At 43.0% G+C, this 25,729-nt stretch carries 23 protein-coding genes; 10 read left to right on the top strand and 13 right to left on the bottom strand.

Annotation, left to right across the window (positions count from 1 at the left end):
* Positions 1–34: 34 nt before the first annotated feature.
* The 4 genes from KJS58_RS03595 to KJS58_RS03610 all read right to left on the bottom strand — a co-directional run bounded on the left by KJS58_RS03595 (position 35) and on the right by KJS58_RS03610 (position 4,048).
* A complete protein-coding gene (locus KJS58_RS03595) occupies positions 35–1,495 on the bottom strand; it encodes a catalase (RefSeq protein WP_213530523.1) in 1,461 nt (486 codons plus the stop codon).
* A gap of 220 nt (positions 1,496–1,715) precedes the next feature.
* A complete protein-coding gene (locus KJS58_RS03600; RefSeq protein WP_191800677.1) occupies positions 1,716–2,531 on the bottom strand; it encodes a winged helix-turn-helix transcriptional regulator in 816 nt (271 codons plus the stop codon).
* Positions 2,507–2,905 (bottom strand): Fur family transcriptional regulator, encoded by a 399-nt coding sequence (locus KJS58_RS03605; protein WP_213530525.1) that lies wholly within the window; start codon positions 2,903–2,905, stop codon positions 2,507–2,509. The genes KJS58_RS03600 and KJS58_RS03605 overlap by 25 nt, the downstream gene beginning before the upstream one ends.
* A 201-nt stretch (positions 2,906–3,106) precedes the next feature.
* Entirely contained in the window at positions 3,107–4,048 is a 942-nt protein-coding gene (locus KJS58_RS03610) for an aldo/keto reductase family protein (RefSeq protein ID WP_213530527.1), read from the bottom strand.
* A gap of 194 nt (positions 4,049–4,242) precedes the next feature.
* Between KJS58_RS03610 and KJS58_RS03615 the strand changes: the two genes are divergently transcribed.
* Positions 4,243–4,746 (top strand): helix-turn-helix transcriptional regulator, encoded by a 504-nt coding sequence (locus KJS58_RS03615; RefSeq protein WP_213530529.1) that lies wholly within the window; start codon positions 4,243–4,245, stop codon positions 4,744–4,746.
* Positions 4,747–4,850: 104 nt separating this feature from the next.
* On the opposite strand, the gene KJS58_RS03620 is transcribed toward KJS58_RS03615, so the two are convergent.
* Together KJS58_RS03620 and KJS58_RS03625 are read right to left on the bottom strand one after the other, a co-directional pair.
* Positions 4,851–6,140 carry an amidohydrolase gene (locus tag KJS58_RS03620; RefSeq protein WP_213530531.1) on the bottom strand — a complete coding sequence of 430 codons (1,290 nt, stop codon included), beginning with the start codon at positions 6,138–6,140 and terminating at the stop codon, positions 4,851–4,853.
* Between the two features lie 67 nt (positions 6,141–6,207).
* Complete coding sequence (locus KJS58_RS03625; RefSeq protein ID WP_213530533.1) at positions 6,208–7,278, bottom strand: MerR family transcriptional regulator; 1,071 nt, start codon at positions 7,276–7,278, stop codon at positions 6,208–6,210.
* Positions 7,279–7,561: 283 nt separating this feature from the next.
* Here KJS58_RS03625 and KJS58_RS03630 point away from each other — a divergent pair, with 283 nt between their 5' ends.
* Positions 7,562–8,818, top strand: a complete 1,257-nt coding sequence (locus tag KJS58_RS03630; RefSeq protein ID WP_213530535.1) for a DUF438 domain-containing protein — start codon at positions 7,562–7,564, stop codon at positions 8,816–8,818.
* 126 nt (positions 8,819–8,944) lie between these two features.
* Here the strand turns inward: KJS58_RS03630 and KJS58_RS03635 are convergent, their stop codons facing one another.
* The 6 genes from KJS58_RS03635 to KJS58_RS03660 form a co-directional block, all read right to left on the bottom strand.
* Complete coding sequence (locus tag KJS58_RS03635; RefSeq protein WP_213530537.1) at positions 8,945–9,349, bottom strand: DUF350 domain-containing protein; 405 nt, start codon at positions 9,347–9,349, stop codon at positions 8,945–8,947.
* A complete protein-coding gene (locus KJS58_RS03640; protein ID WP_213531035.1) occupies positions 9,349–10,686 on the bottom strand; it encodes a glutathionylspermidine synthase family protein in 1,338 nt (445 codons plus the stop codon). Before KJS58_RS03640 ends, KJS58_RS03635 begins: the two co-directional genes overlap by 1 nt.
* Before the next feature lie 14 nt (positions 10,687–10,700).
* Complete coding sequence (locus KJS58_RS03645) at positions 10,701–11,003, bottom strand: hypothetical protein (protein WP_249716877.1); 303 nt, start codon at positions 11,001–11,003, stop codon at positions 10,701–10,703.
* A 1-nt stretch (position 11,004) separates the two neighbouring features.
* A complete protein-coding gene (locus tag KJS58_RS03650) occupies positions 11,005–11,481 on the bottom strand; it encodes a hypothetical protein (RefSeq protein WP_213530539.1) in 477 nt (158 codons plus the stop codon).
* A gap of 156 nt (positions 11,482–11,637) precedes the next feature.
* Positions 11,638–14,070 (bottom strand): bifunctional diguanylate cyclase/phosphodiesterase, encoded by a 2,433-nt coding sequence (locus KJS58_RS03655; RefSeq protein WP_249716878.1) that lies wholly within the window; start codon positions 14,068–14,070, stop codon positions 11,638–11,640.
* 222 nt (positions 14,071–14,292) lie between these two features.
* On the bottom strand, positions 14,293–17,112 hold the full coding sequence (locus tag KJS58_RS03660; RefSeq protein WP_213530541.1) for a glycoside hydrolase family 3 protein: 2,820 nt from the start codon (positions 17,110–17,112) through the stop codon (positions 14,293–14,295).
* A 328-nt stretch (positions 17,113–17,440) separates the two neighbouring features.
* Here KJS58_RS03660 and KJS58_RS03665 point away from each other — a divergent pair, with 328 nt between their 5' ends.
* Both KJS58_RS03665 and KJS58_RS03670 read left to right on the top strand, forming a co-directional pair.
* The gene (locus KJS58_RS03665; protein ID WP_213531041.1) at positions 17,441–18,937 is read left to right on the top strand and encodes an FAD-dependent oxidoreductase; all 1,497 of its coding nucleotides are present in this window, start codon (positions 17,441–17,443) and stop codon (positions 18,935–18,937) included.
* Between the two features lie 139 nt (positions 18,938–19,076).
* A complete protein-coding gene (locus tag KJS58_RS03670; RefSeq protein WP_213530543.1) occupies positions 19,077–20,294 on the top strand; it encodes an NAD(P)/FAD-dependent oxidoreductase in 1,218 nt (405 codons plus the stop codon).
* 96 nt (positions 20,295–20,390) lie between these two features.
* Here the strand turns inward: KJS58_RS03670 and KJS58_RS03675 are convergent, their stop codons facing one another.
* Positions 20,391–20,789: a YrhK family protein gene (locus KJS58_RS03675; RefSeq protein WP_213530545.1), complete on the bottom strand. Its 399-nt coding sequence runs from the start codon at positions 20,787–20,789 to the stop codon at positions 20,391–20,393.
* Positions 20,790–20,999: 210 nt separating this feature from the next.
* Between KJS58_RS03675 and KJS58_RS03680 the strand changes: the two genes are divergently transcribed.
* From KJS58_RS03680 to KJS58_RS03705, 6 genes are all read left to right on the top strand, one after another.
* Complete coding sequence (locus KJS58_RS03680; RefSeq protein ID WP_213530547.1) at positions 21,000–21,329, top strand: PadR family transcriptional regulator; 330 nt, start codon at positions 21,000–21,002, stop codon at positions 21,327–21,329.
* Positions 21,330–21,339: 10 nt separating this feature from the next.
* The gene (locus tag KJS58_RS03685) at positions 21,340–21,954 is read left to right on the top strand and encodes a DUF1700 domain-containing protein (protein ID WP_213530549.1); all 615 of its coding nucleotides are present in this window, start codon (positions 21,340–21,342) and stop codon (positions 21,952–21,954) included.
* Position 21,955: 1 nt separating this feature from the next.
* A complete protein-coding gene (locus KJS58_RS03690) occupies positions 21,956–22,915 on the top strand; it encodes a DUF4097 family beta strand repeat-containing protein (RefSeq protein WP_213530551.1) in 960 nt (319 codons plus the stop codon).
* 90 nt (positions 22,916–23,005) lie between these two features.
* Entirely contained in the window at positions 23,006–24,220 is a 1,215-nt protein-coding gene (locus tag KJS58_RS03695) for an NAD(P)/FAD-dependent oxidoreductase (RefSeq protein WP_213530553.1), read from the top strand.
* A 116-nt stretch (positions 24,221–24,336) separates the two neighbouring features.
* On the top strand, positions 24,337–25,266 hold the full coding sequence (locus KJS58_RS03700; RefSeq protein ID WP_213530555.1) for an aldo/keto reductase: 930 nt from the start codon (positions 24,337–24,339) through the stop codon (positions 25,264–25,266).
* Between the two features lie 182 nt (positions 25,267–25,448).
* Positions 25,449–25,727 (top strand): hypothetical protein, encoded by a 279-nt coding sequence (locus KJS58_RS03705; RefSeq protein ID WP_213530557.1) that lies wholly within the window; start codon positions 25,449–25,451, stop codon positions 25,725–25,727.
* The last annotated feature ends 2 nt before the right edge of the window (positions 25,728–25,729 follow it).

Below are 25,729 nucleotides of genomic sequence, written 5' to 3' on the forward strand. Positions count from 1 at the left end.
GACAGCTCGGTTTCTTGTGAAATTTAGAAATTAATTATTGAGTTGGCGGCATAAACTCACGAATATCTACACCAAGACCTTCTGCTAGAATCATACCTAATCTGTGATCTGCACGAATGAAGTTGCAAATTGCACGAAGCTGCGTTTGCTGTGGTGTCTGATTCAGATCATTAATCAGATTTTTGTGAAGATTCTCCCGCTCCTGCTCGGTGAAGCTGCGATACGTATCACCCGCTTGTTTGAAATCATCTTCTGTTTTTTCAATCGGTTCACGGGTAATATGCCCGCTGATCGCTACTTTAGAATCACGATATTTCGGGTCTTCCTTCGGACTGTCAGTAGAGCTGTTTGGCTCATAATTATATTCCGAAGGATTCTGGTTCATCTGCATAAGACCATCGCGCTGATAATTGTTCACTTTTGCATAAGGGCAGTTAATTGGAATCTGTGTATAATTCGCTCCCAGACGGTGACGCTGTGTATCTGGATAAGAGAACAAACGACCTTGAAGCAGCTTATCTTCCGAAGCTTCGATTCCCGGTACAAGAACACTTGGAGAGAAAGCAACCTGCTCCGTTTCCGCAAAGAAATTCTCTGGGTTTCGGTTAAGTGTCATGCGTCCAACCGTATGGAACGGATACTTATCTTCTGGCCAAATCTTGGTTGGGTCAAGCGGATCAAACGTAAGTGCATCAATATCTTCTGGATTCATGATTTGTACTTTAAGAACCCACTCTGGATAATCACCACGTTCAATTGCATCATACAGATCACGAGTGGCATGGTTAAAGTCTTTTCCTTGGGTCTCTGATGACTCTTCTGAACTGAAGTTACGAACGCCTTGCTGTGTTTCCCATTTATATTTAATGTATACCACTTCATCTTGATCATTGATCCATTTATAGGCATGAACACTGAATCCATCCATCTGGCGGTAATTAGCTGGCGTACCGTAATCCGATAACAACCATGTCATCATGTGAGTGGACTCTGGTGTTAGTGTCATGAAATCCCAATATCTAGCCGGGTCTTGAATATTGGTTTTAGGTGATGGCTTTAAGGAGTGAACCATGTCCGGGAATTTAATCGCATCACGGATAAAGAATACCGGCAGGTGGTTGCCGACCAGATCATAATTGCCTTCCTCAGTATAGAATTTAACCGCAAAGCCGCGAGGGTCACGAGCCGTCTCTGGAGATCCCTGTCCATGAATTACGGTAGAGAAACGTACAAAAACGGGTGTCTCTGCTCCTTCTTTCTGTAGAAAAGCAGCTTTTGTGTACTTAGACATTGATTTTTCTACTTTAAAGACTCCATGTGCTCCTGATCCGCGTGCATGAACAACGCGCTCTGGAATCCGTTCACGGTCAAAGTGAGCGATCTTCTCGATTAAATGATAATCTTCTAATAAAGTTGGACCTCTTCTTCCTGCAGTTCTAGAGTTCTGATTATCACCTACAGGTGTGCCTTGATTGGTAGTTAAACGTTCTGTCATATAGGGGTCACCCTTTCCATTTATCTATATTTATATGTGTAGTTAGATTTAATCTAAATTCATGTATTGATTGTACCATGGTCCTCTGCCTTTTTTCATGAACATAATATGAATGATTTGTGATTACAAAATGAACTCACTCTTACATATTATGAAGAAATGAAACTCTTTATGAACAAAACGAAAGCCCCTAAATGTTTGCACATTTAAGGGCTTTATTTTAGTCGGCAAGACGATAACCTACACCGCGGACTGTAATAATATATTTAGGGTCAGAAGCCTGATCCCCCAGCTTTTTACGAAGGCTTTTGATATGAACATCTACCACATTGCTCCCGCCGGTAAAATCAGTTTCCCATACTCGGCTGAGCATCTCTTCACGCGATATAACAGAACCTTTCGCATTCATGAGGATGAGCAGAAGATCATATTCCGTCTTGGTAAGGTGAACTTGTTCCTCCTGTTTAAGGACCAACATTCGCTCCAAATCCACTCTTAAATCCTTAAAGATTAAGGAATCATTGCTGGTTGTTTGAACCGTTTGTTCTTGTCTTGGTACGGCACGGCTGATAATACGCTGCACATGATACAGCGCTTCATGAGGTCTTCCCGGCCAAACCAGCAATTCTTCCTGGAGCATCTCGGGTGCTGCACCGCGAATAAATTTCTCACTCACAAGAAACAAGTTCTGCGAAGAAGTCGATTCCTTTAGCTTCATCTGAAGTTCAAGTGCATCCTGATCATCATAAGAAGTCACATCATAAATCAGTAGGTCATGCGGAATGTTGTTGTACAGTTCAGGCTCAAGCCTATGAAACATCATGACATCAAAGCATCGATCTGTTAGAACTTTAACCAGGTCATGTACTTGATTCAGAGTAGGACTGATTAAGAGAATTCGCTTTGTCACCGCACAAAAAGGAACCGTATCTTCTTCTGGTTTATTTAGCCATTGTGAAGACTTATCCTGTGAAATACGAACAGACGCATAAGGATATTGATTTTTATTCACTAATTCTTCCGCTTGCTTTGGCATTCTGGACATACACCCCCAAAAACTACATGCACATGGCCAATCTCATATTCTGTTTCTTTTGCAACAGATTCCGTCCAAGGTCCGGGTACTTCGGTCATTACCTCATCTACCTTGCCGCAAACTTCACAAATGATGTGTTGATGGTCATCTGTTCTCGCGTCATATCTGCTGGCTGTCTCACCAAGCTTAAGTTCAACGATTAATTCTTTCTCAACCAGATAACGTAATGAATTATATACCGTACCATAAGCTAAGTTATACCCTTGTTGAGCAAGCATTGTCATTACCTCTGCTGCTGTTGGGTGGTTGTGAGCGTTCTTGACTACATCATAAACGGCTTGACGCTGTGTTGTTAAATTTAATGTTCTAGGCATAAGATCATCAGATCTCCTTTTATTATAAAATGATTCCGCATCATTAGTATTTATTTTTAGATTAAGTATAAATCTTAATTCATAAGCAGTCAATCCCTCTATAAACGGTGTATCGATCTGGCCTAATGAAAATAAAAAGGAGCTAAGTGAAATCCGGCTGTAATCGGGATTTCACTTGGCTCTCTATCTTTATCAAATGCTTTACTCCGAAAGTATGGACTCAATCTTATCTTGTATTTCTTCGCTGAGTTCTATACCTGAAGCTCCTATATTCTCTTGCATCTGTTCAGGCCTGCTTGCACCCACAAGAGCACTGGAAACATTCTTTTGTCTTAAGATCCAAGCCAGTGCAAGTTGTCCCACCTTCACATCCAGTTCATTTGCAATGCCGGTAAGCTTGCGTACCTTTTCAAGTTTTTCCTGGCTTATTTTCTTATCATCCCATTTAAGCTTCGCCGCCCGGCTATCTTCAGGAATGCGAGAGGCATCATTATATTTACCTGTCAGCAGGCCTTGTGCAAGCGGAGAATAGACGACTTGTCCGATGCCTTTTTGCTCCCCAAGCGGAATAATCTCGTCTTCAATATAACGTTCGAACATATTATATATAGGTTGGTTAACCACGATCCGGTCCAGCAGATAACGATCTGCAATTCCCAGCGCTTCTTCCATCTGAGCTGCAGTCCACTGGCTTACACCAACATAGAGCACTTTCCCTTGACGCACGAGGTCGTCTAGTGCACGGAGTGTCTCCAGCAGAGGAGTACCCGTATGAAAACGATGGCAGTAATAAATATCTACATAATCTGTGCCCAGTCGCTTCAGAGAAGCATCGCACTGTTCCATAATATGTTTACGGGATAAACCTTGGTCATTCGGACCATCGCCCATTTTACCGAATACTTTTGTTGCCAGAACGTAAGACTCACGTTTATAATTCTGAAGTGTTTTGCCTAGAAGCTCCTCTGCTGCTCCACGTTCATACACATTAGCTGTATCAAAGAAGTTAACACCTGCATCGTAAGCCGTCTCAATGGAACGTACTGCGTTCTCCTGCTCGACATACCCACCATAGGTCAGCCAGCTCCCAAGGCTAATTTCACTCACTTGTAAGCCGCTTCCGCCTAATCTTCGGTACTTCATCTCTTCTGATAACCTCCCATTCAAAAATATGTAATAATTCCCATTATACATTACCCTTCCAGGATAAGGATGAAAAAGAGGAGTCTTAACGAATCATTGACCGTTTATTTTTAAAAGTGTAAAATTACACTAATCAGAATAACCAAATGTTACCTATTGTTAATGGGGTACAGGAGGGAAGGAGCTTAATCATAATGACAAAAGAGCAGCTCATTCAGCTCTTATCCGGTAAAATCAAGCTGGTACGTAAGGAAATGGGATACACTCAAGAGCAAATGGCGGAAGTGCTGGGCATATCTAAGAAAACACTTGTCCAAATTGAAAAAGGCCGCTCCAAAGCAAGTTGGACTGCTGTTGTTGCTCTTGTAGCTTTGCACTCTGAAAGTTTGACGGTCCAATCTATTCTCGGTGAAGAACCGATGGAAATTATCGAAATGGCAGCACATAGTATTCTAGAAAGACCGAAAGGCAGAACGCTTGGGGGTAAACTTTGGTGGAATGAAATTGAACGAGAAGGCGATTATATTTTGCAGCAAAATATGATCAGTATGCACTACCGGATTCTCGATACCACTCATATTCGCTGGTATAGCACATTTGATCAGGATGAAGCGCATGCAAGACTTACAGATCTAGCTAATTCTGTAGACTGGGATCGCCGCGTAAGTCATGATCCTAAGAAAAGTCTCAGTTTATGAAAATCTTGCGCTCCCCTTACATAAAATGGACCGGTAAAGAAAGTCGGCTTTAACGGCCTCTTCTCTACCGGTTTTATATATACATTATAGAAAGTGGCCCCCTGCTATACGCTTTGGACGATACGTTCAGCTCGGGTCTGCACATCCTGAAGAAGAACCTTCTCATCTATCGTTAGTAACTTCCGGTTTCGCATCAGTATCTTTCCATTTACAATGGTCGTGTCCACGTCAGCACCGCTCACGCCATAAGCCAGCAGTGACTCAAGCTGATGCAGCGGTGTCAGATGCGGTTTATTCAGGTTGATCAGGATAAGATCCGCTTTCTTACCTGGAGATAAGGTGCCAATCTCATGATCAAGCCGCAATAGCTTTGCGCCATGAATCGTTGCCATCTTAAGCACCTCTTTTGCAGGCAGGATCGTGGGGTCGCCATATTGTAATTTCTGCATCCATGTGGCTGCTTTCATCTCTTCAAACATATCAAGTGTTGTTGCGCTGCCCGCTCCATCCGTACCGAGTCCCACAATTACACCTTCTTGTTGCAGCTTATAAACAGGAGCAATCCCGCAGCCCAGCTTCAGATTACTTACCGGATTATGGGATACCCCGCCTTTCATCCCTTTAAGTAGCTGAATATCCGATTCGCTGAGATGCACACCATGAGCCAATAGAACATGACACTGATCAAAAAGCCCAAGGGCGTGCAAATATTCCGTAGGAGTCTGTCCATATTTCTGACGTATGGTTGATACTTCCTCCACCGTTTCTGCTAGATGAATATGAATGGGGATATCCCGTTCCTCAGCAAGTCTAATTACCTGGCTTAGAGCGTCTGGCGGACAGGTGTAAGGGGCATGCGGGCCGAACATCGTCGTTATTCGTCCTTCCGCTTTTCCATGCCACTGATCGATCAGATCCAGCGCTTCTGCCATTCTTACTCCACCATCCGGTTCATGAAATACGAGTCCCCTTGTCAAGGAAGCCCTCATTCCCACTTCCTCCACCGTTTCTGCAATCGCACTCATATGAATGTACATATCTGCAAAAGTCGTTGTTCCTGATTTAATCATCTCTGCCATAGCCAGCCGTGCACCTGCCCGAATATCTTCTTCTGTCATATTTGCTTCGGCGGGCAGTATTTTCTGATCGAGCCAGTCCATCAGTTTCAGATCATCAGAATAAGCCCTAAGTAAGCTCATTGGACTATGCTGATGAGTGTTAATGAGTCCCGGCAGCACCGCAAATCCGGTCCCATCGATTACTTCATCTGCCTCATCCGCTGAGCAGTCTCCCCGTTTTATAATCCGATCATGCTCAATAAGCAGATCTCCCTTATAAGGAGAATCTTCTCCTTCCATCGTAACAAGCCAAGCATTCTCAATCTTTAGTCTCATGATCATGACCTCCTTTGTAATACAAAGAAGCGTAAAGGATCACGCGGCGTGAAGGTCAACACCTAACTTATAAATATCCTCTGACCGGGACCGCGTAGATAAAATGAAGTCTTTTCTGGATTTCTTCCGTCTTGGTCACATATCCCTGTTCTTCTAAAAAGCCAGTTAACCGAGAACGATCGGCATAATAGGATTTTTCAATGTCTGCAATGACATCGTCTCTCCCTTCTTCTCTGAGCATATGCAGATACTCTTCTCTCGCCTGATGATCCTCAAACATAAAATCGACGATACCAATACGTCCGTGGGGCTTCAAAATTCGCTTGATCTCAAGGAGCGCAAGCCGTTTCTGGTCTTCTGTAAGGTGATGCAGAGCATAGCTCATTACCGCAAAATCAAATTGATAATCATCATAAGGAATCGCCAAAAAATTACCGAGCCTCACCTCATACCCTGGATGTTTGCGCTCTGCCTCTCTCAGCATGGCAATGGATTGATCCATCCCTTTCATCTCTATTCCGTTCTCCATAAATAAGGCAGCTAGATTGCCTGTCCCTGTTCCAAGATCGACCCCTTTTTCCCCTTTCTGCGGATGAACCGCTTCAAGCACCCTTCGTAAGGCAGTACGGTAACTTGGATAGGCCCCATATTGCTGCGTGCTCTCTACCCGTTCGTCATGATGTACGGCATATGAATCATAATTCCAGTGGTCCCGCCAGGTAGACCGCAGCTTTTTCGCATGCCGCAGGCTCGCCGTCCATTCATAGATATCGTCCCACTCCAGCTTCGCCTGCTCCTTCCCTTTTGCAATGATTCGGTCGGTCGTTTCAATGGAGTGCCTGATCTCTACCATCTGAGAAAACAGAACCGCTCTTTGCAGCTCCAGATGATGAAGAACATCCGCACTGTCTCCTCCCTCCATCTCAGCAAGTACACAGCCGATCTCTTCTAAAGACATTCCTACCTCTCTCAAAGAAACAATCGTTTGGAGTCTCGCTGCATCCTGTTCTGTAAACATCCGATAGCCGCTGCTCTCCTGCTTTGCAGGCGCGATCAGGCCTTTTTCCTCATAATAACGAATCGTTCTTGCCGATATTTGAAGCCGCTCTGAAATATCCTTAATCAGCAACAAATTCATATCACTGCCCCCTTATAAATTCAGTATAAACCTTCACGTTACGTGAAGGTATAGAGGTAGGCTTGGCAAGATTTTTACCGAGAAGGAACTTACCTTTTTTTGTTCAATGAAATTCCATTTTATTTGTGTTTGTAATCACAAGGTAGGCAGCAGGGAGGTGGTAACTTTAAAGATGTAAACAAGAACAAAGTGAAGCTTTTATATATAGATTGAATCAATTTCACAACACCTTTAGTTGCTTTAATCAGGAGTATATGAAATTGATTCAGACAGGGGTGAAATCATGAGTGAATTAATTAATAACCGTGAAAATGGAGTTTCTGCTGATCGAGCTCTTCGTATAAATGTACTCAAGGATATTATTAAAGAGCTGCACCATGGGAAAAGCGTGGAGGAAGTAAAGGAAAAATTCAATCAAGCGGTTGGAGAAATATCAGTTAATGAAATTTCGGAACTTGAGCAAGTTCTCATGCAGGAAGAAGGAATACCGGTAACGGAAGTACAAAGGCTGTGCAGTGTGCATGCGGCGGTATTCAAAGGTTCCATCCAAGATATTCACAGATCTAACAAGCCTGAAGAGCAACCTGGACATCCTGTGCATACCTTTAAAATGGAGAACAAGGAAATTGATCAACTTGCCAATTTCAAAATCGCCCTGCATCTGGATCGTTTTCTTAAGGACCAAGGGGAAGCAAATCGCCTTCAACTACTGGAGGATTTCAGTCTCCTGTATGATGTAGACAAACACTACAGCCGCAAAGAAAATTTACTGTTTCCATTCCTCGAAAAATACGGAATCTATGGACCGACGAAAGTAATGTGGGCGGTAGATGACGGTATTCGGATTGGAATCAAAGAAGTGAAACAGAAACTCACTACTTTTGATGGAGATGCCGAAGCATTAGTGGACCTGGCAAAACGTGTCTTAACCGAAGTCACAGAAATGATCTATAAAGAGGAACATATTTTATTACCTATGGCCCTCGATAAATTGACAGAAGATGAATGGCTTCAGATCGCTGCCCAAAGTGAAGAAGTCGGGTATTGCCTGACTGCACCCGATCAAGTGTGGATTCCCGAAAGAGCAGCGGAACCTGGCACAGATGCGGGAGTAGAATCTTCTCCGCTGCAAGAAGGATTTGTCCGAATGAGCACCGGCATTTTATCAGTTAAACAGCTCGAAACGATTCTCAATCATTTACCGGTCGATCTCACTTTTATTGATGAGAATGACATCGTACGGTACTTCTCACAGGGGCCAGAAAGAATCTTCGTTCGGACCAAGGCGGTCATCGGCAGAAGTGTTCAGAACTGCCATCCTCCGCAAAGTGTTCATGTCGTAAATCAGCTGCTTGCTGATTTCAAAGCAGGTGTCAAAGACTCGGAAGATTTCTGGATTCCTTTTAAAGATAAATTTGTCTATATCCGCTATTTCGCCGTAAGAGATGAAGAAGGGACTTATTTAGGTACACTTGAATTTACGCAAAATATTAAACCGATTCAGGAACTGACAGGTCAAAAACGGATACTCTCTGAGTAAGGTTGGGACCCGATCAATTGAACATCTCCTGACCTACGAATAAAAACAAGCCCATGAGCTCCTGATCAGGAACTCTGGGCTTATTCGTTTTTTACCTTATTCATGATTTCAAGCTGTCTAACCTCATTACATTAGAAACGTTCCTATCACAAAGGATACCCCAATAATGATGGAGCGCAGCAATTGGGCTACCGCCATATTCCCCTTTTCAATCTCTTCACACACTTTAATATTTGGCGTAACGAAATCGAAAATAAGATAAACCACAATAAGAACAGCGATGCCTACAACAGACCAAATGATCATATCGATCCAGGAATGAGAGCTTAGTGATACCATCCCCACAATAATACAGAGACCGAGCAGTTTGCTCCCCATATAAAGGCCCGCAGCTTCATTGCCGCCCCTGATTTCCTTCCCATCATCAAAGCGGGTTACCTTGCTGAAAAGAAAATAGCCTGCCAGTAAAATAGCGAGTATAAGTACGATTCCAATTAATACATTCAGTAGATCGATTCCCAGGGTATTCATTAACGATCATCCTCCTCTTTACCTGTACCAGAAACGGAAACCACAGCTGGGCAATAATAAGCCATGTCACCCGTAATCCGGCCGCCCACACGGGGCAGCAGTCCACTGTAACGACTACCAATAACATAAACACCTGTCAGTAAATATCCCGTATACAGGCCCTCTTCTCTATGTACTTTTACTTCCTCCATCATGCAGCGCTGCTGATAAATCACAGGTTGCTGGCCGTAGTAGGATTGTACTTCTTCTAAGTTCCCATCCTCACTTTGCCCCCACTCCCTCTCCTGAAGTGTTCCATCTGAATGGTAGAGAGAGGTTCCTTTTCCTTCACGGCCCCAATAACTTTTAGCTACATAAGGCACCTCATTTTGGTGAAACAGGGCAGGGTCGTAATAGGTGGGAAGCATAAAATCAGCGATTGCCTGCAGTTCTTCTTCTGTAAACAAAGGCTCCTCCAGCAGGTCGCTTGCTTCCTCATGACGCTCAAACAAAGACCAAATTAAAGCCATGAATCCTTTACTCTGAGTAATTATACTTTGGGCAGGATTTATGAGCCCAAGCTTCTCTTGTGTAACGAGATCAAGCAGCCACTCTCCTACCTGTGCTCCTGTATCTTCAGCTTCATCATAAACCAGATATTCGAGCGGATAGAGCCTGTATAGCACAGAAATACGCTCTCCTTGATAGTACAGTCCATCATTCCTGGTGATCTCAAGTTCTGACAGAGGGGCATACAACACCTTATATCCTAATTCCCGAACGATCTCCATGAGGTACGACGTATTACATTTGTCCTCAAGATGCCAATCATAACAGGTAAAAGCGACGCTGCCGGAAAGACCAACCTGTTCATAATGTGTAAGTAAACTGCTAAACGCCTGCTTAATATGTGAACGCATCTCCGAAGACGTAGCCCTATATCCATCTGTATGTGCAGCGATGAGTTTCGGAGCTAGATAGGAGGTTTCTGGGATACCTGTTGGCGTATCCGTATTATTCTCTATGCACTTCATGGAGCCGTCTGGCTGAATAATATAATCTTGCCTAGAAACTCCGTGACCCGGCACTTCCATTCGTGCAGCAGGAATCAGTGCAGCAGGGATACCAAGCTGCTCTTGTAAAAAGGTGTCTGGCAAATAACGCTGGGTAAACCGCAATGTTTTGGTGTACACCGAATCTAACAACTCGGATGCATATTTCAACTGTAAAGCTTCTTCTTCGGAATAAAGAGTAACGGACGGTAAGCAATATTCTTTACCATACATCCGATGGTACGGGACAATTTTTTCAATCTCTTCTGTAAAAATGTCATGACGTGCTTTCTTTAGTTGTATCATTCGATCCACTTACATCAACCTCCAGAACTGAAAAAGCCGCCGCTTCCAAACCCTTTGGAACTGGAATTCGACTTATAAGAAGAGGAGTTTTTGGAAGATGTACTTTTGCCGCCCCCGTAGTAACCGCCGCTTGATCCCCCGCTGGAATCATCACAGTAGCCATCGTTATTGTTATCCACGCAATCATTTGAACTGCCGCATCCCGCAAGTGCAACCGGCAAGGTCAGCATCAATGAGAAGGTCACCCATTTCTGTGCACTCTTCTTCTTCCGTTCATGTTGTTCAGCCCGCAGCTGTTCATCATGCTGCTGATCCATACTAAAAATCACCTCGCTTTAGATAGATCATGACTTTTCCCCGGTCTGAATCGAGCGCCGAATAGACCATTTCGAAGGTATCATCCTGAATTACAATGAGATGATCCAAGAGTAACCTTGCAATTTCTATGGGAGATGACACGGACAGCGAGAACTCTGCCTTTTTAAAAGCATTGCCATTCCATAGCACATATTCACACTCAAGATAACTGGACACCCTACAAGCATCAAAAGTAGCGTCATGTAATGCTTTTCCATACGTATATTGATCCGTATCAAATGGCTGTACATAGATAAGATGACGATAGCCATCTTCTGATTCATTTGCTGTATGTTCGTATAAATGTCCTCTTATCACCGTGGCATTTACGAGCTTCCTTACAAATAACTCTTCCTGCGGCACTTGATCTTGAGTTAATGTTCTTACCACTCGCTTCTCTGACTCCGACCATTCTTCATACTGAAGTGGCACATGCATACTTTTTACAACCCCCTTCCTCGTACTTCATGCTTCCATAAACCATATTATAAGAAAATGTTTCCACTTGGTTCACTAAAGATTAACGTACGAGAAACGAATAAGTTCCAGAACAAAAGAAAAAAATTAGATTATGATCTTTTTAGGAAACCTCTATTATTTATGGAGCAAGGCTAAAAAGGTAGAAGCCAGTTCTCCCGCAGGCAGGGGCCGGCTGAAATAGTACCCTTGAATTTCACTGCAATTACTCGCAACTAATATATCAAGTTGATCTTTTGTTTCAATTCCTTCTGCAATAACGTCCATCTTTAAATGCTGGGCCATGGAAATAATGGAGGCTACAATGGCTTTATCATTGTCACTTACAGCGATATCTTGAATAAAAGAACGATCAATTTTCAGTTTGTTAATCGGGAACATTTTCAAGTAACTAAGAGAGCTGTATCCTGTCCCGAAATCATCGAGACTAATCCGTATTCCAAGACTTGATAACTCCTTAAGAATTTCACTCGATGTTTCCGCATCCATCATCATACTTTCCGTAATCTCGAGTTCTAGATACGCCGGCTGAAGTCCGGTCTCTTCTAATATTTTCTTAATATCTCTCGCAAGTTGCGGCTGATAGAATTGTTGTGAGGATAGGTTTACAGATACGGGAATTAAAGGTCCTCCTTCTTCATGCCATTTATGCATCTGACGGCAAGCTTCACGAAGAACCCAAGTTCCAAGGCTCGTTATGAGACCAATCTCTTCTGCAACAGGAATAAATAGAGCAGGCGACAGTATTCCCTTCTCTGGATGGTTCCATCTCACCAGCGCTTCTACTCCAATCAGTTTTGCTTCCCCTGCGTGGAACTGAGGCTGATAATAAAGTTCAAACTCTTCTCTCTCAATAGACTTCCGGAGCTCCCCTTCAAGTTCGACTCGTTCCGTAATTTGAGCATTAAGCTCATTAGAGAAAAAGTGAAAATTGTTTTTCCCCTGCTTCTTTACTTCATACATTGCCATGTCTGCATTTCGTTGCAGCTGTACGGCATTGACCCCATGATGCGGATAAATCGCAATCCCAATGCTGGCGGTAACATAATATTCGTTATCCTTAAGCTGATAAGGCAGACCCAATTCCTTAATGATCCGTTCAGCCAACAGGACTGCTTTTTCTTCGTTCCTAACCTCTTTCAGCAAAATAGCAAACTCATCTCCACCCATACGTGAGATGACGGCATTCTCACCAGCTAAACACTGCTTAATCCGCTTACTCATCTGCTGTAAGAACAAATCACCATATGCGTGTCCAAGAGAGTCATTAATGACTTTGAAACGATCCATATCCATGACCATTACAACAAAGGAATTGCCGCTGCCCTGCTGCTCTATAATCATGTCTGATAAATCCTGATTGAACATCCGCCGATTGGGAAGTCCGGTAAGCTCATCATGGAAGGCAAGAAAATGGTTTCTTTCCTTCGTTCTTTTTTCCTCCGTTACGTCTCTTGCAATAATGTAGTTCCCCATCACGGTTCCATCGACAAGAACAGGGGCATTCACCATACTCAGGTCTATTTGTTCTCCGCTGTGATGGTGGATAGCTGATTCATATCTGAGAATTTCTCCTTTCGATGAGCGGCGATACATTTCTTTCAAATATTCATGCTGAGCGAACACAAAGATCGGAAGAATCGAACTGATGGGTTTACTTTTATAACTTTCTTCTTTAATTCCCAAGATCTTTTCGGCGGCGGGGTTAAATCCGATAATAATATGTTCCGAATTAATAGAAATAATGCCGTCCTGATTACTTTCGTATAAGGACTTATACCATTTCTCACTTTCCTGTTTCGCCATCTCCTGACGTGCAAATCGTCTCGTTATATACAACCCTAGAAGAGAGAGCGCAAGTGTAAGTAATGAGCCTATGGTAATAAAATAAGCGAGCCATTCCTGCTGAATCATCATTACTGCGGGTTCACGCTCAAGACTTTCTTCATAGTGGGCTCCTGCCATCCCCGTGTAGTGCATCACGGCAATACCAGTCCCCATTAACAAAGCACTTCCAAATTTCTTCCCTCGTTCTAAATACTTTTGATCACCAAGGAAATAAAAAGTGAGTCCTAAAGCAGTAATCGACGCAGCGAAGGCAATTACAATGGATAATATGAAAAATAAAGGATCATACGTTATCTTAAGTTCGACTGCCTCCATCCCAATGTAGTGCATTGCAGAGATACCTAACGCAAACAGGGAAGCTCCCGCCAGTAATCTTCTTCTGGACACATTCTTATGCACAACAATATAGAGGGCGATAAATGAAGCAACAATAGCAACGATGACAGATGCGATAATAATCTCGAAATTGTAGGAAACAGGAATCGGAAAGTGGTTTGCAAGCATGCCGACAAAGTGCATCGACCATATACCCATCCCCATAACAACAGCGCCATATAGCAGCCAAAGTCCGTAACTTTTCCCTCTGGAGCTGCTAATGGTCTTAGCTAGATTTAGAACATTATACGAAGCGAATACAGCAATAACAAAAGAGAAAAAAACAAAAATTTGATCATAAGAATTATGTATATGTTCAATTTCCATGGACAACCTCTTCCACAAGTGGCGATCGCCACCAAAAATTACGTACCTGGATAATATATCGACCTTGGGAGCCTAAAATGTAACATTTCAGATCCCGTGTGATGACAATTTATACGAAAGAATTCGTTTATGTAAAAAAAGAGCATTGTCTGCCTGGCAAATGTGCCAGACAAGACAATGCTCAACTATTTCGATCAACAAAAGAGAAGGCAAATTCCCTTCCTAGGCAATCGTAAATCGACTCATTCGAACGCCTTTTGGAAGAATAATATAAACATCCTGCACTCCTGCTGCTTCAGTAAGTGTCGTAAATACCGTCTGCCAGCCCTGTACTCCTTTGGCCGCGACTTGCACCGTACCCGCAAGCGTTCCGTTTGGTGCGCCAAGACGAATCTCAATCCCTGCGTCTGTAAATTCGCTGGATAAACGTCCGGTAAAGCCCACGCTTCCTTCTCCAAAATCAGCCCCTTGGTAAAGTACCCAGCTAGTTTCTTCTAAGGATCGTACGCAGCTTCCGCTTTCTTTGCACTCATCCAGATCCACACCACTGTAGTCATCGTAATTCTCTGCGCGTGTTTCGAGTGCCAAATTCCGGGCAGGGATGACTTCACCCTCCACCTGAATGTCAGTAGAAACCTGAATATCCGCAGATGATCTTCCAATAAGAATACGATAGCTGCCTGTCTCTACACAGTATTTGTTTCGCGTTACATCCCAGAATGCAAGCTCAGAGGCCGGCAATTCAAAAGTAACGGTCTTCGTCTCCCCTGGTGCCAAGTGAATGCGGCGGAATCCTTTCAGTGTTTTGAGCGGACGCTTCACACGGGACTCATTCGCACGAATATAGAATTGAACCACTTCATCACTTGAAACTTGACTAACATTCGTAATATCTACACTTACTGTAATACGATCTTCTTCACTGATCTCACTCGCACTCAGTTTAAGATTGTCATACTTGAACGAAGCATACGTTAAGCCATGTCCAAATGGATACAGCACATCGCCTTTGAAATACTGATACGTTCTTTCCGATTTGATAATGTCATAATCTTTGATATGAGTCAGTTGATCTTCGGATTTGTACCAAGTCATATTCAGTCTGCCTGCCGGAGCATAATCACCGAATAAGACATCAGCAATCGCATTTCCTATCTCCTGTCCTGCATGAGATGTATATACAATCGCAGGGATGTTCTCTTCTACCCAGTTCATTGTAAAAGGATAGGCTCCAACGACAACGACAACTGTATTTGGATTCACCGCGTAAACTGCTTCGAGTAGACGCTGCTGTGATTCAGGAAGCTCAAGACTCGGACGGTCAATCTCTTCTTTTCCGTTAATCAGCGGATTATTCCCTACAAAAACAATCGCTGTATCAGCCGATTTAGCTGCTTCCACTGCTTCAGCTATACCATCAGATACCACTTCAAGTTTAAATTTCTCTTCCTTTCCTACTTCAGTAATCGTTTCGTTCACAGTAAGAGCCGCAGTGCCGCCATTTGGGGCTGTCACTTTTTTGCCGTTCCAGGTACTCATTCCTACCGTACCATCTTCTTGCGGCAAAAGATGAAGGATTTCTTTTACGAACCAGCCGTACGCTTCATCCGCCGATGCAGTTAACTGCTCCTCATCAGATGTAAGTAATTTACCGCTCGATTCCGCACGCAGAGTTACACTCCCAAATCCCCAATCCGATAAAATAAACGTCTCTGCTGTGCCATTCGCTGCCACAGGTGGATTCTCCCCATCTAATACACCTATTGCTTTGCCACTCGCAACAGAAGTAAGAGTTATGCGATCATTCGCATCACAGTATTGTACTTGTTTACCTGCAAGCTTTTTCTGAATGGCCTCAAGCGGAGTCACTTTATACGGAAGGGTACCCGCATACCAATCTCGAAGAACTACACTGCCAAGTTCACCGATAACGGCCACACTTTGCAGCTTCTCTTTGCTCAGTGGCAGCGTATTCTTTTCATTTTTCAAAAGAACCATTTGTTTCTTCGCTGCCTTCAATGATAATGCTTTCGCTTCTTCTGTCATCAATGCTTCCTCACCAATAGAGGCATATGGATTCATCTCGGCTGGATCAAATTCTCCTAGGCGGAAGCGCACACGGAATGTATTAAACAGCGCCTCATCAAGATCTGATTCCATCAGTGTCCCTATCAAGAGTCCTTCTCTTATGGCTTTTTTAGACAATTCCGCATCATCTGTAATACTGTCAATGCCGGCATGGATTGATTCTACTACTCCCGGCGTATGAGAATCATAATATTTGTGGTCATTGTGAATTCCCATCACATCACCTGCATCGCTGACGATAAAGCCATCCATTCCCCATTCATCTTTGACTACTTCTTTGACAAAAGAATGCAGCAGTGCCGGCGTTCCATTAATGGAGTTGTAAGCTGTCATCATGGACTGCGCTCCGCCTTTTAAGAAAGGCTTCTCAAAAGCTTTCAAATAATATTCACGCATATTCCTAGGATCAATACTTGAAGACCCGCTGCCGCGATCGACTTCATTATTGTTAGCCAGGAAATGCTTCAATGTCGCTATCGATTTATAATATTTAGGGTGATCTCCTTGCATCCCTTTGACAAGGCTCGTTGTCAGTTCACCTGTAAGCTCAGGGTCTTCTCCGTATGCTTCTTCATTACGTCCCCATCTTGGGTCCCGCTCCATATCCACCGTGGGTGCCCACAAGGTCAGCCCGTTCACTTCTGGATTCCGTTTGTAGAACACCCTTGCTTCATCCCCAATAACAGAACCGATCTCTTCCATCAGTTCCGTATCCCAAGTATGAGCGAGACCTACCGGCTGCGGAAAGCTCGTCGCTTCACCCAGCCAAGCGAGACCATGTGCCGCTTCAGTCCCATGCTTGTAAGCGCCTACACCAAGCCGCTCGATAGCAGGTTGGTATTGCAGCATCGATTCTATTTTTTCATCAAGCGTAAATCTTGAGATCAGGTCTTTTACACGCAGATCTAAATCAAGCTCTATATCTTGAAAAGGAAATTGCACCGCTTTTGTCATGTTCTCTTCTCCTTTGATTACCAAATTGGTCTATTTACCAATATTACCAAAAGTGAACCGCTTACAATACCATTATTTTATTATCTAAAACGTTTTATATATTTTCTAGTATAAGTTCTTGCCTGCAAAAATAATAGGAAAAAAAGCACACTGCTGGATTTATTTCTAAAATATATCCATACGCAGAGTTTCTATTTATATGCTGGTGGTAATAATTGAAAAATAGACTCGTGTGTACAATGAACGACTACAAATAGGAGGTTTTTTTGCTGTGAATAACCATATTGAACCTTGGTCCGCTACCGAATTGCCCAAAACCCCAGAATCCATGTGGCGCGATACCACTCCTCTGCCTACGTTTCCTAAATTGCAGGAAAATCTAGTAACGGATGTTACGATTGTCGGAGCTGGCATCACCGGTATAACTACCGCTTATCTTCTTGCCAAAGAAGGATACAAAGTAACCCTGATTGAGGCTGGAATGATCCTTAATGGAACGACAGGACACACCACCGCTAAAATCACTTCCCAGCATGGTCTGATCTATAACGAACTTTTGCAGCATTTTGGCCATGAAAAAGCTCGGCTGTATTATGAAGCAAATGAAGAAGCCCTTCGGTTTATCCGCAGTGTCGTTACAGAGATGGAGATCGACTGCCAATTAAGTGAAGAAAATGCGTATATCTATCTTCAAGCAGAAGATGAGAAAGAACAAAAGAAAATGGAGGATGAATTTGAGGCTTATAAACAGCTTAGCATCCCCGGTGTATGGCATGACCGCCTAACGATTCCCGTACCTGCGGTGTGCGGTATCAGTCTGCCAAATCAGGCACGATTCCATCCACTGCAGTATCTTAAGCGATTAACGGAGGAACTTGTCAGCCTCGGTGTTCAAATCTATGAAAAAACGACAGCAGCGAACCTGGAAGAAAACGATGATCATGTAAAAGTCTTTTTAGAAAATGGAGACCATCATATCACGAGTAAATATGTAGTGTCCGCAAGCCACTTCCCTTTTCATGATCCGAGACTATATTTAGCCCGTATGCATGCCGAACGTTCTTATGCGATTGCCATCGAACCGGAAACCTCTTATGAAGGGGATATGTACATTAGCATCGATAAACCGGAACGATCCCTGCGCTCTGTACAGTATGATGATAAAAAACTGCTTATTGTTGGCGGTGAGAATCACAAAACGGGACAAGGCATCAGTACACATGAGCATTATGAGGAACTTCTCAAGTTTGCCGGCGAACATTTTGGTGTCAAAAAAGTCTATTTCCGCTGGTCAGCACAGGACCTGATTACAATAGATAAGTTGCCTTTTATCGGCCCTATTGGAGGAGCCTACAACCGAGTATTCGTTGGAACTGGATATGCCAAATGGGGTATGACAACAGGAACCGTTGCAGGAAGACTTCTTACCGATCTCATCATGAAGAGAAGTAATCCTTACGCAGAACTCTATGATCCTGGCCGTTTCAAAGCAGATCCATCGATCAAAAATATGATCAAAGAAAACTTGAATGTAGTTAAAGAACTGATTACAGGAAAAGTAGATCTTTCCCATCCTAAATTAGGTGATCTGGGGACCGACGAAGGCTCCGTGGTGTGGCATGAAGGCAAGCGAGCCGGAGCTTATAAAGATCCAGAAGGCAAAGTACATCTTGTAGACCGGACCTGTACTCATCTGGGCTGTGAAGTCGAATGGAATTCGGGGGAACGTTCCTGGGATTGTCCGTGCCATGGGTCCCGTTATTCCTATGATGGAACCGTCATGGAAGGTCCTGCTTCCGAACCGCTTAAAAAGCTAGACGCTTAAGATTTAGTCTTACTATGCTGGAGGATATCATTGCCCACCATAAATTACTTGTTTCTTATTTATAAAATTATGGTATTGAAAAGAACAGAATGTTGACCCTATACCATAAAATAGAACAGAAATAAGGGAGGCTCCCGCTATGGATCTACAAAGCGGTACACTATACTGGCCAACAACAGTGGGCAATGCTCCGGAGTATCCTAAATTAACGGAGGATATTTCTTGTGATGCACTAATTATTGGAGGCGGCAGTTCCGGCGCACAAAGTGCTTACAGGCTTGCTAAGCAGGGTTTACGTGTCGTTGTGGTTGATAAACGCACCATCGGCGGCGGAAGCTCTAGTACAAATACGGCACTCATTCAATATGCGGGTGACAAAAGTTTAGCTGAGCTGTCGGCAAGTTTCGGAGAAGAAACAGCCGTACGCCATCTAAAACTTTGTGAACAAGCGATTACAGATATCGAAGAGGCCTGTGCCAACATAGAGGATCAAGCTGATTTTATTAGGCGTGACAGCCTGTACTATGCTTCTACTGCTGAAGATATCCCTGCTTTAAAAGAGGAGTATGCACTGCTGTCCAAACATGGATTTAACGTGGATTATTGGAACGAGAAACAGATTGCCGGCCTCTATCCTTTCCGCAAGGCAGGAGCTATATTCTATTCCAATGATGCAGAAATGAATCCGCTCAAATACATTTACGGGTTATTCCGGCAAGTGGAACAACTTGGAGGCAGAATATACTGTAATACGGAGATTACCGGGAAAACTTTTGAGAAAGATACGGCTGTTTTTAAGACAAAGAACGGTCACACCATTACAGCTAAGTATGTCATCATGGCTGCAGGTTACGAGCAAGCAGAGATCACACCCAGCGAAAATGCGACGATTACAAGCTCGTATGTTGTGATTACAAAACCTGTTTCTGATTTTACAAGCTGGTACAAACGAAGCCTCATCTGGGAAACAGCCAGACCATATCTGTACATGCGAACTACCAAGGACAATCGGATTATTATTGGCGGAATGGATCAGGATACGGATCAGACGCTAAACCGAGATGCTAAAATCGGACAGGGCCGAGATAAGTTGATGAATGTTCTTCATCGCATGTTCCCTGAGATGGATACAGAACCGGAATTCGCACAGGGAGCTTTTTTTGCCGGTACGGTTGATGGTCTCCCGATGATTGGAAGGAACGAAGAGTATCCCCATTGTTTTTATATTATGGCTTATGGCGATAATGGAACCGTCTATAATATGAATCTTTCGAAAATCGTCACGGACGTAATTACAAAGGGGAAAAGTCCCGATCTTGACTTGTACCTGCATACCAAACCTAAGGCACTTGCATAACACCCTCACTATATAAAAATAAAAAGGTCTTAACTTAAGTTCGAAAGAGATACCGAACCTTAGGTTATGACCTTTTTTCTACTGGATAATTTGAATTTATTTGAGTTCTGAATTAAGATAGGCCTCTTCCTCAGTTTGTGCTTGTCCTTCTACCGAAGAATGCCGATCCCTATAATCCCACTTTTTTAGCTTTATGAGGTAGGACATGCGGATCAAAGAACGCACGAGCATTTGAATACTCCCTAGGATAAACATAATAGAACCGATCACTTTTAAATCTGGATAGAAGAGAAAAAAACTACCGACCAAATACAAAATGGCCGTTACGATCTCACTCGCCATATGGGCTGTTTCATAACGATTTCTTATTTCAATTCTTTTTTTAACAAGTGAATTTTTCTTTCGGTGTAAATGTACACGAAACCCTCTTTTCTTCCCTGAGGGATTGCGTGAAGTTTCCTCTTTATGAATATCAGTATGAATTTTACCTTTCACGTTCCATCCCTCCTTCTGCAAATTTACCCGAATGGCACAGGATCAAACGATTTTCACGATGTTTTCACAGTTGGTAATTTATGGACAGTGGATAAATTTACTATTTTTTATATTATGAGGTAGCAAATTATGTACAGTAGTGTATAATAAACAGTACATAGTATAGAACATTAGTTAACGTTATTTCATAACATGAAAGGAACCAATAGGATGAATGTGAATACTCAGTTTAAAAAGGGCGTACTCGAGCTGTGTGTCCTCGTCCTAATCCACCGAAGAGACCGTTATGGATATGAACTGGCTCAAGCTGTATCTAAGCATATTGAGATTGCAGAAGGTGCCTTATATCCCCTGCTCAGACGGCTTGTATCCGATGGATACTGTACAACTTATCTTCAAGAATCTACTGAAGGACCTCCAAGAAAATATTACCGACTTACAGAGACGGGCGTACACTATATGCGTGTACTACAGTCTGAATGGAATGAATTTGTAGACAGCGTCAGCTCCCTGCTGAAGGAAGGAGAAGCTAATGAATAGGCTTCAGTTTATGAACAGAATGAAAGAAGGACTAAGCCCCCTTGAGGCTCAGGAACGAGCAGAACTACTCAGTGACTACGAGCAGCATTTTGAAATGGGACTGTCTGAAGGTAAAAGCGAGAAAGAGATTGCCGTTGAACTAGGAAATCCAGAGGATTTAATAAAGGAGGCGCTGGGTGACCGTTATTTTCAAGATAGAAAAATTCTGTCACAGGATAGAGTGCATGATGAAGAGCAGACCACATACAATAAGTCACCACAAGGATCCCCTTCTTTTCCAAAAGAAACATCTAACCAAAGAACGACTTCGCGCTTTTTAAGAGCAACTGGATTAGTATTCTTGAATCTCCTTCTTGCCTTGCCGATCATCGTAACCATTTGGGCTCTGTGGGTCTCATTAGCTGGAATATCAATATCAGGAATCCTCGCTCCCGCACTTGCTATCCTAGACTTTATTTTTGTACAGAAACAAGTAGTGCTCCCTGAACTTTTTGTCAGCCTTGTTTTTTTTGGTATCGGTATTCTGGTTGGGATCTTCGCTCTTTGGCTTATGAAAAGACTAGGACGATGGACTACAGGATATTTCAAGTGGAACCGAACAGTATTGAAAGAAAAGGAGAATTGATATGAAAAATGCCATAAGGCTTGCCATTCTTTGCATTGTGGTCGGTCTCGTCGGAGTTACCTTCTTCGGATATGAATTCGGTGACAAACGTGAAGACTATGACCAAAAGCTAAGCTTCGATGCTGCGAACGTTAATTCCCTGCTAGTCCAAACAGAAGATAGCACTAACATCGTATTTACTTCAACAGACGAGGATCAGGTTTCCGTTCATTTTAAAGGAAAATGGAACCCAGATACCATAGAGCAGCTAAACCAACTTCAGCCAGAAAACGAACTTCTAACGATTAACACCCGCTCGAAAGATTCTTTCTCCTTCTTTAGCTTTTCCACCGATTTTAGTAGAAATGTAATGGAGATTTCTGTTCCCAAACAAAAAAGACTTACGGAATTCACTCTTGAAATTGTCTCAAGTGATCAGGATATCACCGGTCTTAATGCAGAGCGAATTACGCTTACGTCTACCTCAGGTAATCTGAATTTGAACAATATCAATGCCAATGCGTTTTCTGCAAAACTCACTTCCGGCGAGGTGAAGGCAAATCAGGTGAAGGTGGCTGAAGCTGCCAGCTTTGAACTCACTTCTGGAAACGTAAAGCTCAGCTCCATAGAGGCTGAGGAAATTACGATGAAGCTGCAGTCAGGCGATGTTAAAGTCGAAGATATCCATGGGGATCTAAAGGCGAACCTTACTTCTGGAAATCTGAAAATAAATGGACTATCTGGTGAAGGAACGATTCGCATGAAATCGGGTGATATTCATCTTGTCCAAAACACAGCAGCAGGCTTAGATATTGAAACGATCTCAGGAAATATCAATGTCGTCGCTGCTAGTGACTTTGCTGGATTCTTTGATGCACAAACTGTATCAGGTAATGTGCGTACCCCAGACTCTTTGCGAACAGGAACGGAACTCATAAAGATACGTGCCACTTCAGGCAATATCAACATTACACAGCCCTAATATCCCCTACTCTACCATCTTTGTATGCATAAGCCCTTGTTCATCCATACTAAAGCCAATCTGAGCTAAAGAAGGAGGCTTTACGTCCTAATGGATTTACTAAGCGGCAAACTGTACTGGCCGACTACCGTGACTAATCCTAAATCTTACCCGCCACTGACCGAGGATATCGTATGTGATGTACTCGTAATTGGCGGGGGGAGTTCGGGAGCACAAGCTGCCTATCTTCTTGCCAAGGAAGGTTTACAAGTTGTGGTGGTAGACCAGCGACGAATTGGTGAGGGAAGTTCCAGCACGAACACAGCGCTGATCCAATATGCAGGCGATAAAAGTTTCGTTTCCCTTGCCAATACGTTCGGCGAAGAAATAGCGGCCAGGCATCTAAAGCTATGTGAGCAGGCTATTCATGATATTGAAATGACGTGCAGTCAACTGCCGGTAGATGCTGATTTTGTTCGCAGGGACAGCCTGTATTATGCAAGTTACGAGGAAGATATCCCCGCTCTCGAACAGGAGCATAAACTGCTTAGCAAATACGGGTTTCATGTGGATCGCTGGGATGAAGAGAAAATTAGCAGCCACTTTCCTTTTCGTAAACAAGCAGCACTATACTACTATGACGATGCAGAGATGAATCCGCTAAAATTCATTTATGGGCTCCTTGAAGCAGTAGAAAAGATGGGAGGTAAAGTATGGGCCGAGACTCAGGTTACCGGACACCGTTTCGAAGAAGATTCTGCTGTCTTTTATACGAAGAATCGGCATCAGATCAAAGCAAAGCATGTGATTATTGCTGCTGGATATGAGAATCAAGAATTTAAAGTAGAAAAAAATGCAGTTATAAGCAGTTCCTATGCTGTCATTACATCGCCTGTACCCGATTTATCTAGTTGGTATAAACGGACGCTTATATGGGAAACAGCCCGCCCGTATATATATCTCCGAACTACACCAGACGATCGGGTTATTATTGGCGGAATGGATAAGGATACTGCCTATGCCTCCACACGAGACTCGAAGATTCTTCACACCCGCGATAAGCTGATGAATGAACTTTTTAAGCTTTTCCCTGATCTTCAGGCTGAACCTGAATTTTATCTAGGCGCTTTTTATGGCGGAACTCATGACGGACTGCCAATTATAGGACAATACGAGGAGTATCCTCACTGTTACGTCATTATGGGTTATGGAGATAACGGAACGGTGTACAATGCCGTGCTGTCTCGTATTTTGTGTGATGTCATTGTTAAAGGTTCTAATCCGGATCTTGGAATCTATCTTCAAAATAGACCCCAAGTAAATTGACCTTGATTTACTTGGGCTTTTACCTCCCTCTGACTAGTTAGTCAGAGGTTCTTCTGATTTCCACCGATTTATTTTGTATAATTTGTCTTATATATAACTATAGGGAGGCGAAGGAATTGACGAATCACACAAAACTCGGTAAATCAGATCTTTATGTAAATCCAATCGGACTTGGAGCAAACGCTGTGGGAGGGCATAACTTATACCCTAACCTCAGTGAGGAGCAGGGTAAGGAAGTCGTTCGCACAGCCATTCAGAATGGGGTAAATCTCCTGGATACCGCATTTATTTATGGCCCAGGACGTTCTGAAGAACTAACTGGTCAGGTGATCAAGGAGCTCAAAGCTCGCGATCAGGTCGTGATTGCCACCAAAGGTGCCCATGATGAGAATAATGATTATAAACCAAACAACAAACCAGAATTTCTAAAAAAACAAGTCGAAGACAGCCTTAAACGATTACAGACAGATTACATAGACCTCTACTATATTCATTTTCCAGATGAGCATACACCCAAAGACGAAGCTGTAGGTATGTTACGGCGTCTAAAAGACGAGGGAAAAATCCGCGCCATCGGTGTATCTAACTTCTCAATCGACCAGCTTAAAGAAGCAAATAAGGATGGTTATGTTGATGTACTTCAATCCGAATATAATCTATTAAATCGGGAAGTAGAGAAAGAGATTCTCCCTTATACAGCAGCAAACCAAATTACCTTTATTCCGTATTTCCCACTAGTATCTGGACTTCTGGCAGGTAAATATAATAAAGACACCACATTTGATGATCTCAGAAAAAACAATCCACAGTTCCAAGGTGAGCAGTTTGTGAGAAACTTGGACAAAGTCGAGCAGCTTCGTACGATTGCAGATGCTAAACAGGTAGAAGTGGCTCATCTTGTTCTCGCCTGGTATCTTACTCAGCCGTCTGTAGATGCACTCATTCCAGGTGCGAAACGTCCAGAACAAGTGGTTAATAATTTAAAAGCCCTTGATGTGAAACTATCCCAGTCAGAAATTACGGAGATTGGTCGTATCTTCTCCTAATGATCCTCTTCTTATCGCGTGTTAATAATGAAAACAGTGCGGTGCAGTGCATCGCGCTGTTTTTTTGTGTCATAAAGCGATAGAGAAGTAATACAATAGAAAATATTTACATTTTTGTTTATGAGATGTTTATAATGACTCCCTTCCTCACCTCTTCATCAAATGTAAAAGGAGTGTTATCTATGTCCCAGCGGATCGGTACTGTTGACAATCTTTTCATCCATGCCTGCAGAAAGTTATTCTCACGCTACAAAATCCAGCTTTATGCCTCTCATAATGAAGAGGATTTCCATAAGAAAATCTTAAATCTCAATGCCCACTATATTGATTACAAGACTAATATTGCGGGCACGGGCAAACAAAAGACCAGTTCAGAAGCAAGCACCGTATACGAGATTTATGTCAAAAAAAAGGATCATACACTTGCAGAGCTCGCCATGAATACAGCAGCACACCGGTAACA

It is taken from the genome of Paenibacillus sp. J45TS6 (assembly GCF_018403285.1).
Lineage (GTDB): Bacteria > Bacillota > Bacilli > Paenibacillales > Paenibacillaceae > Paenibacillus.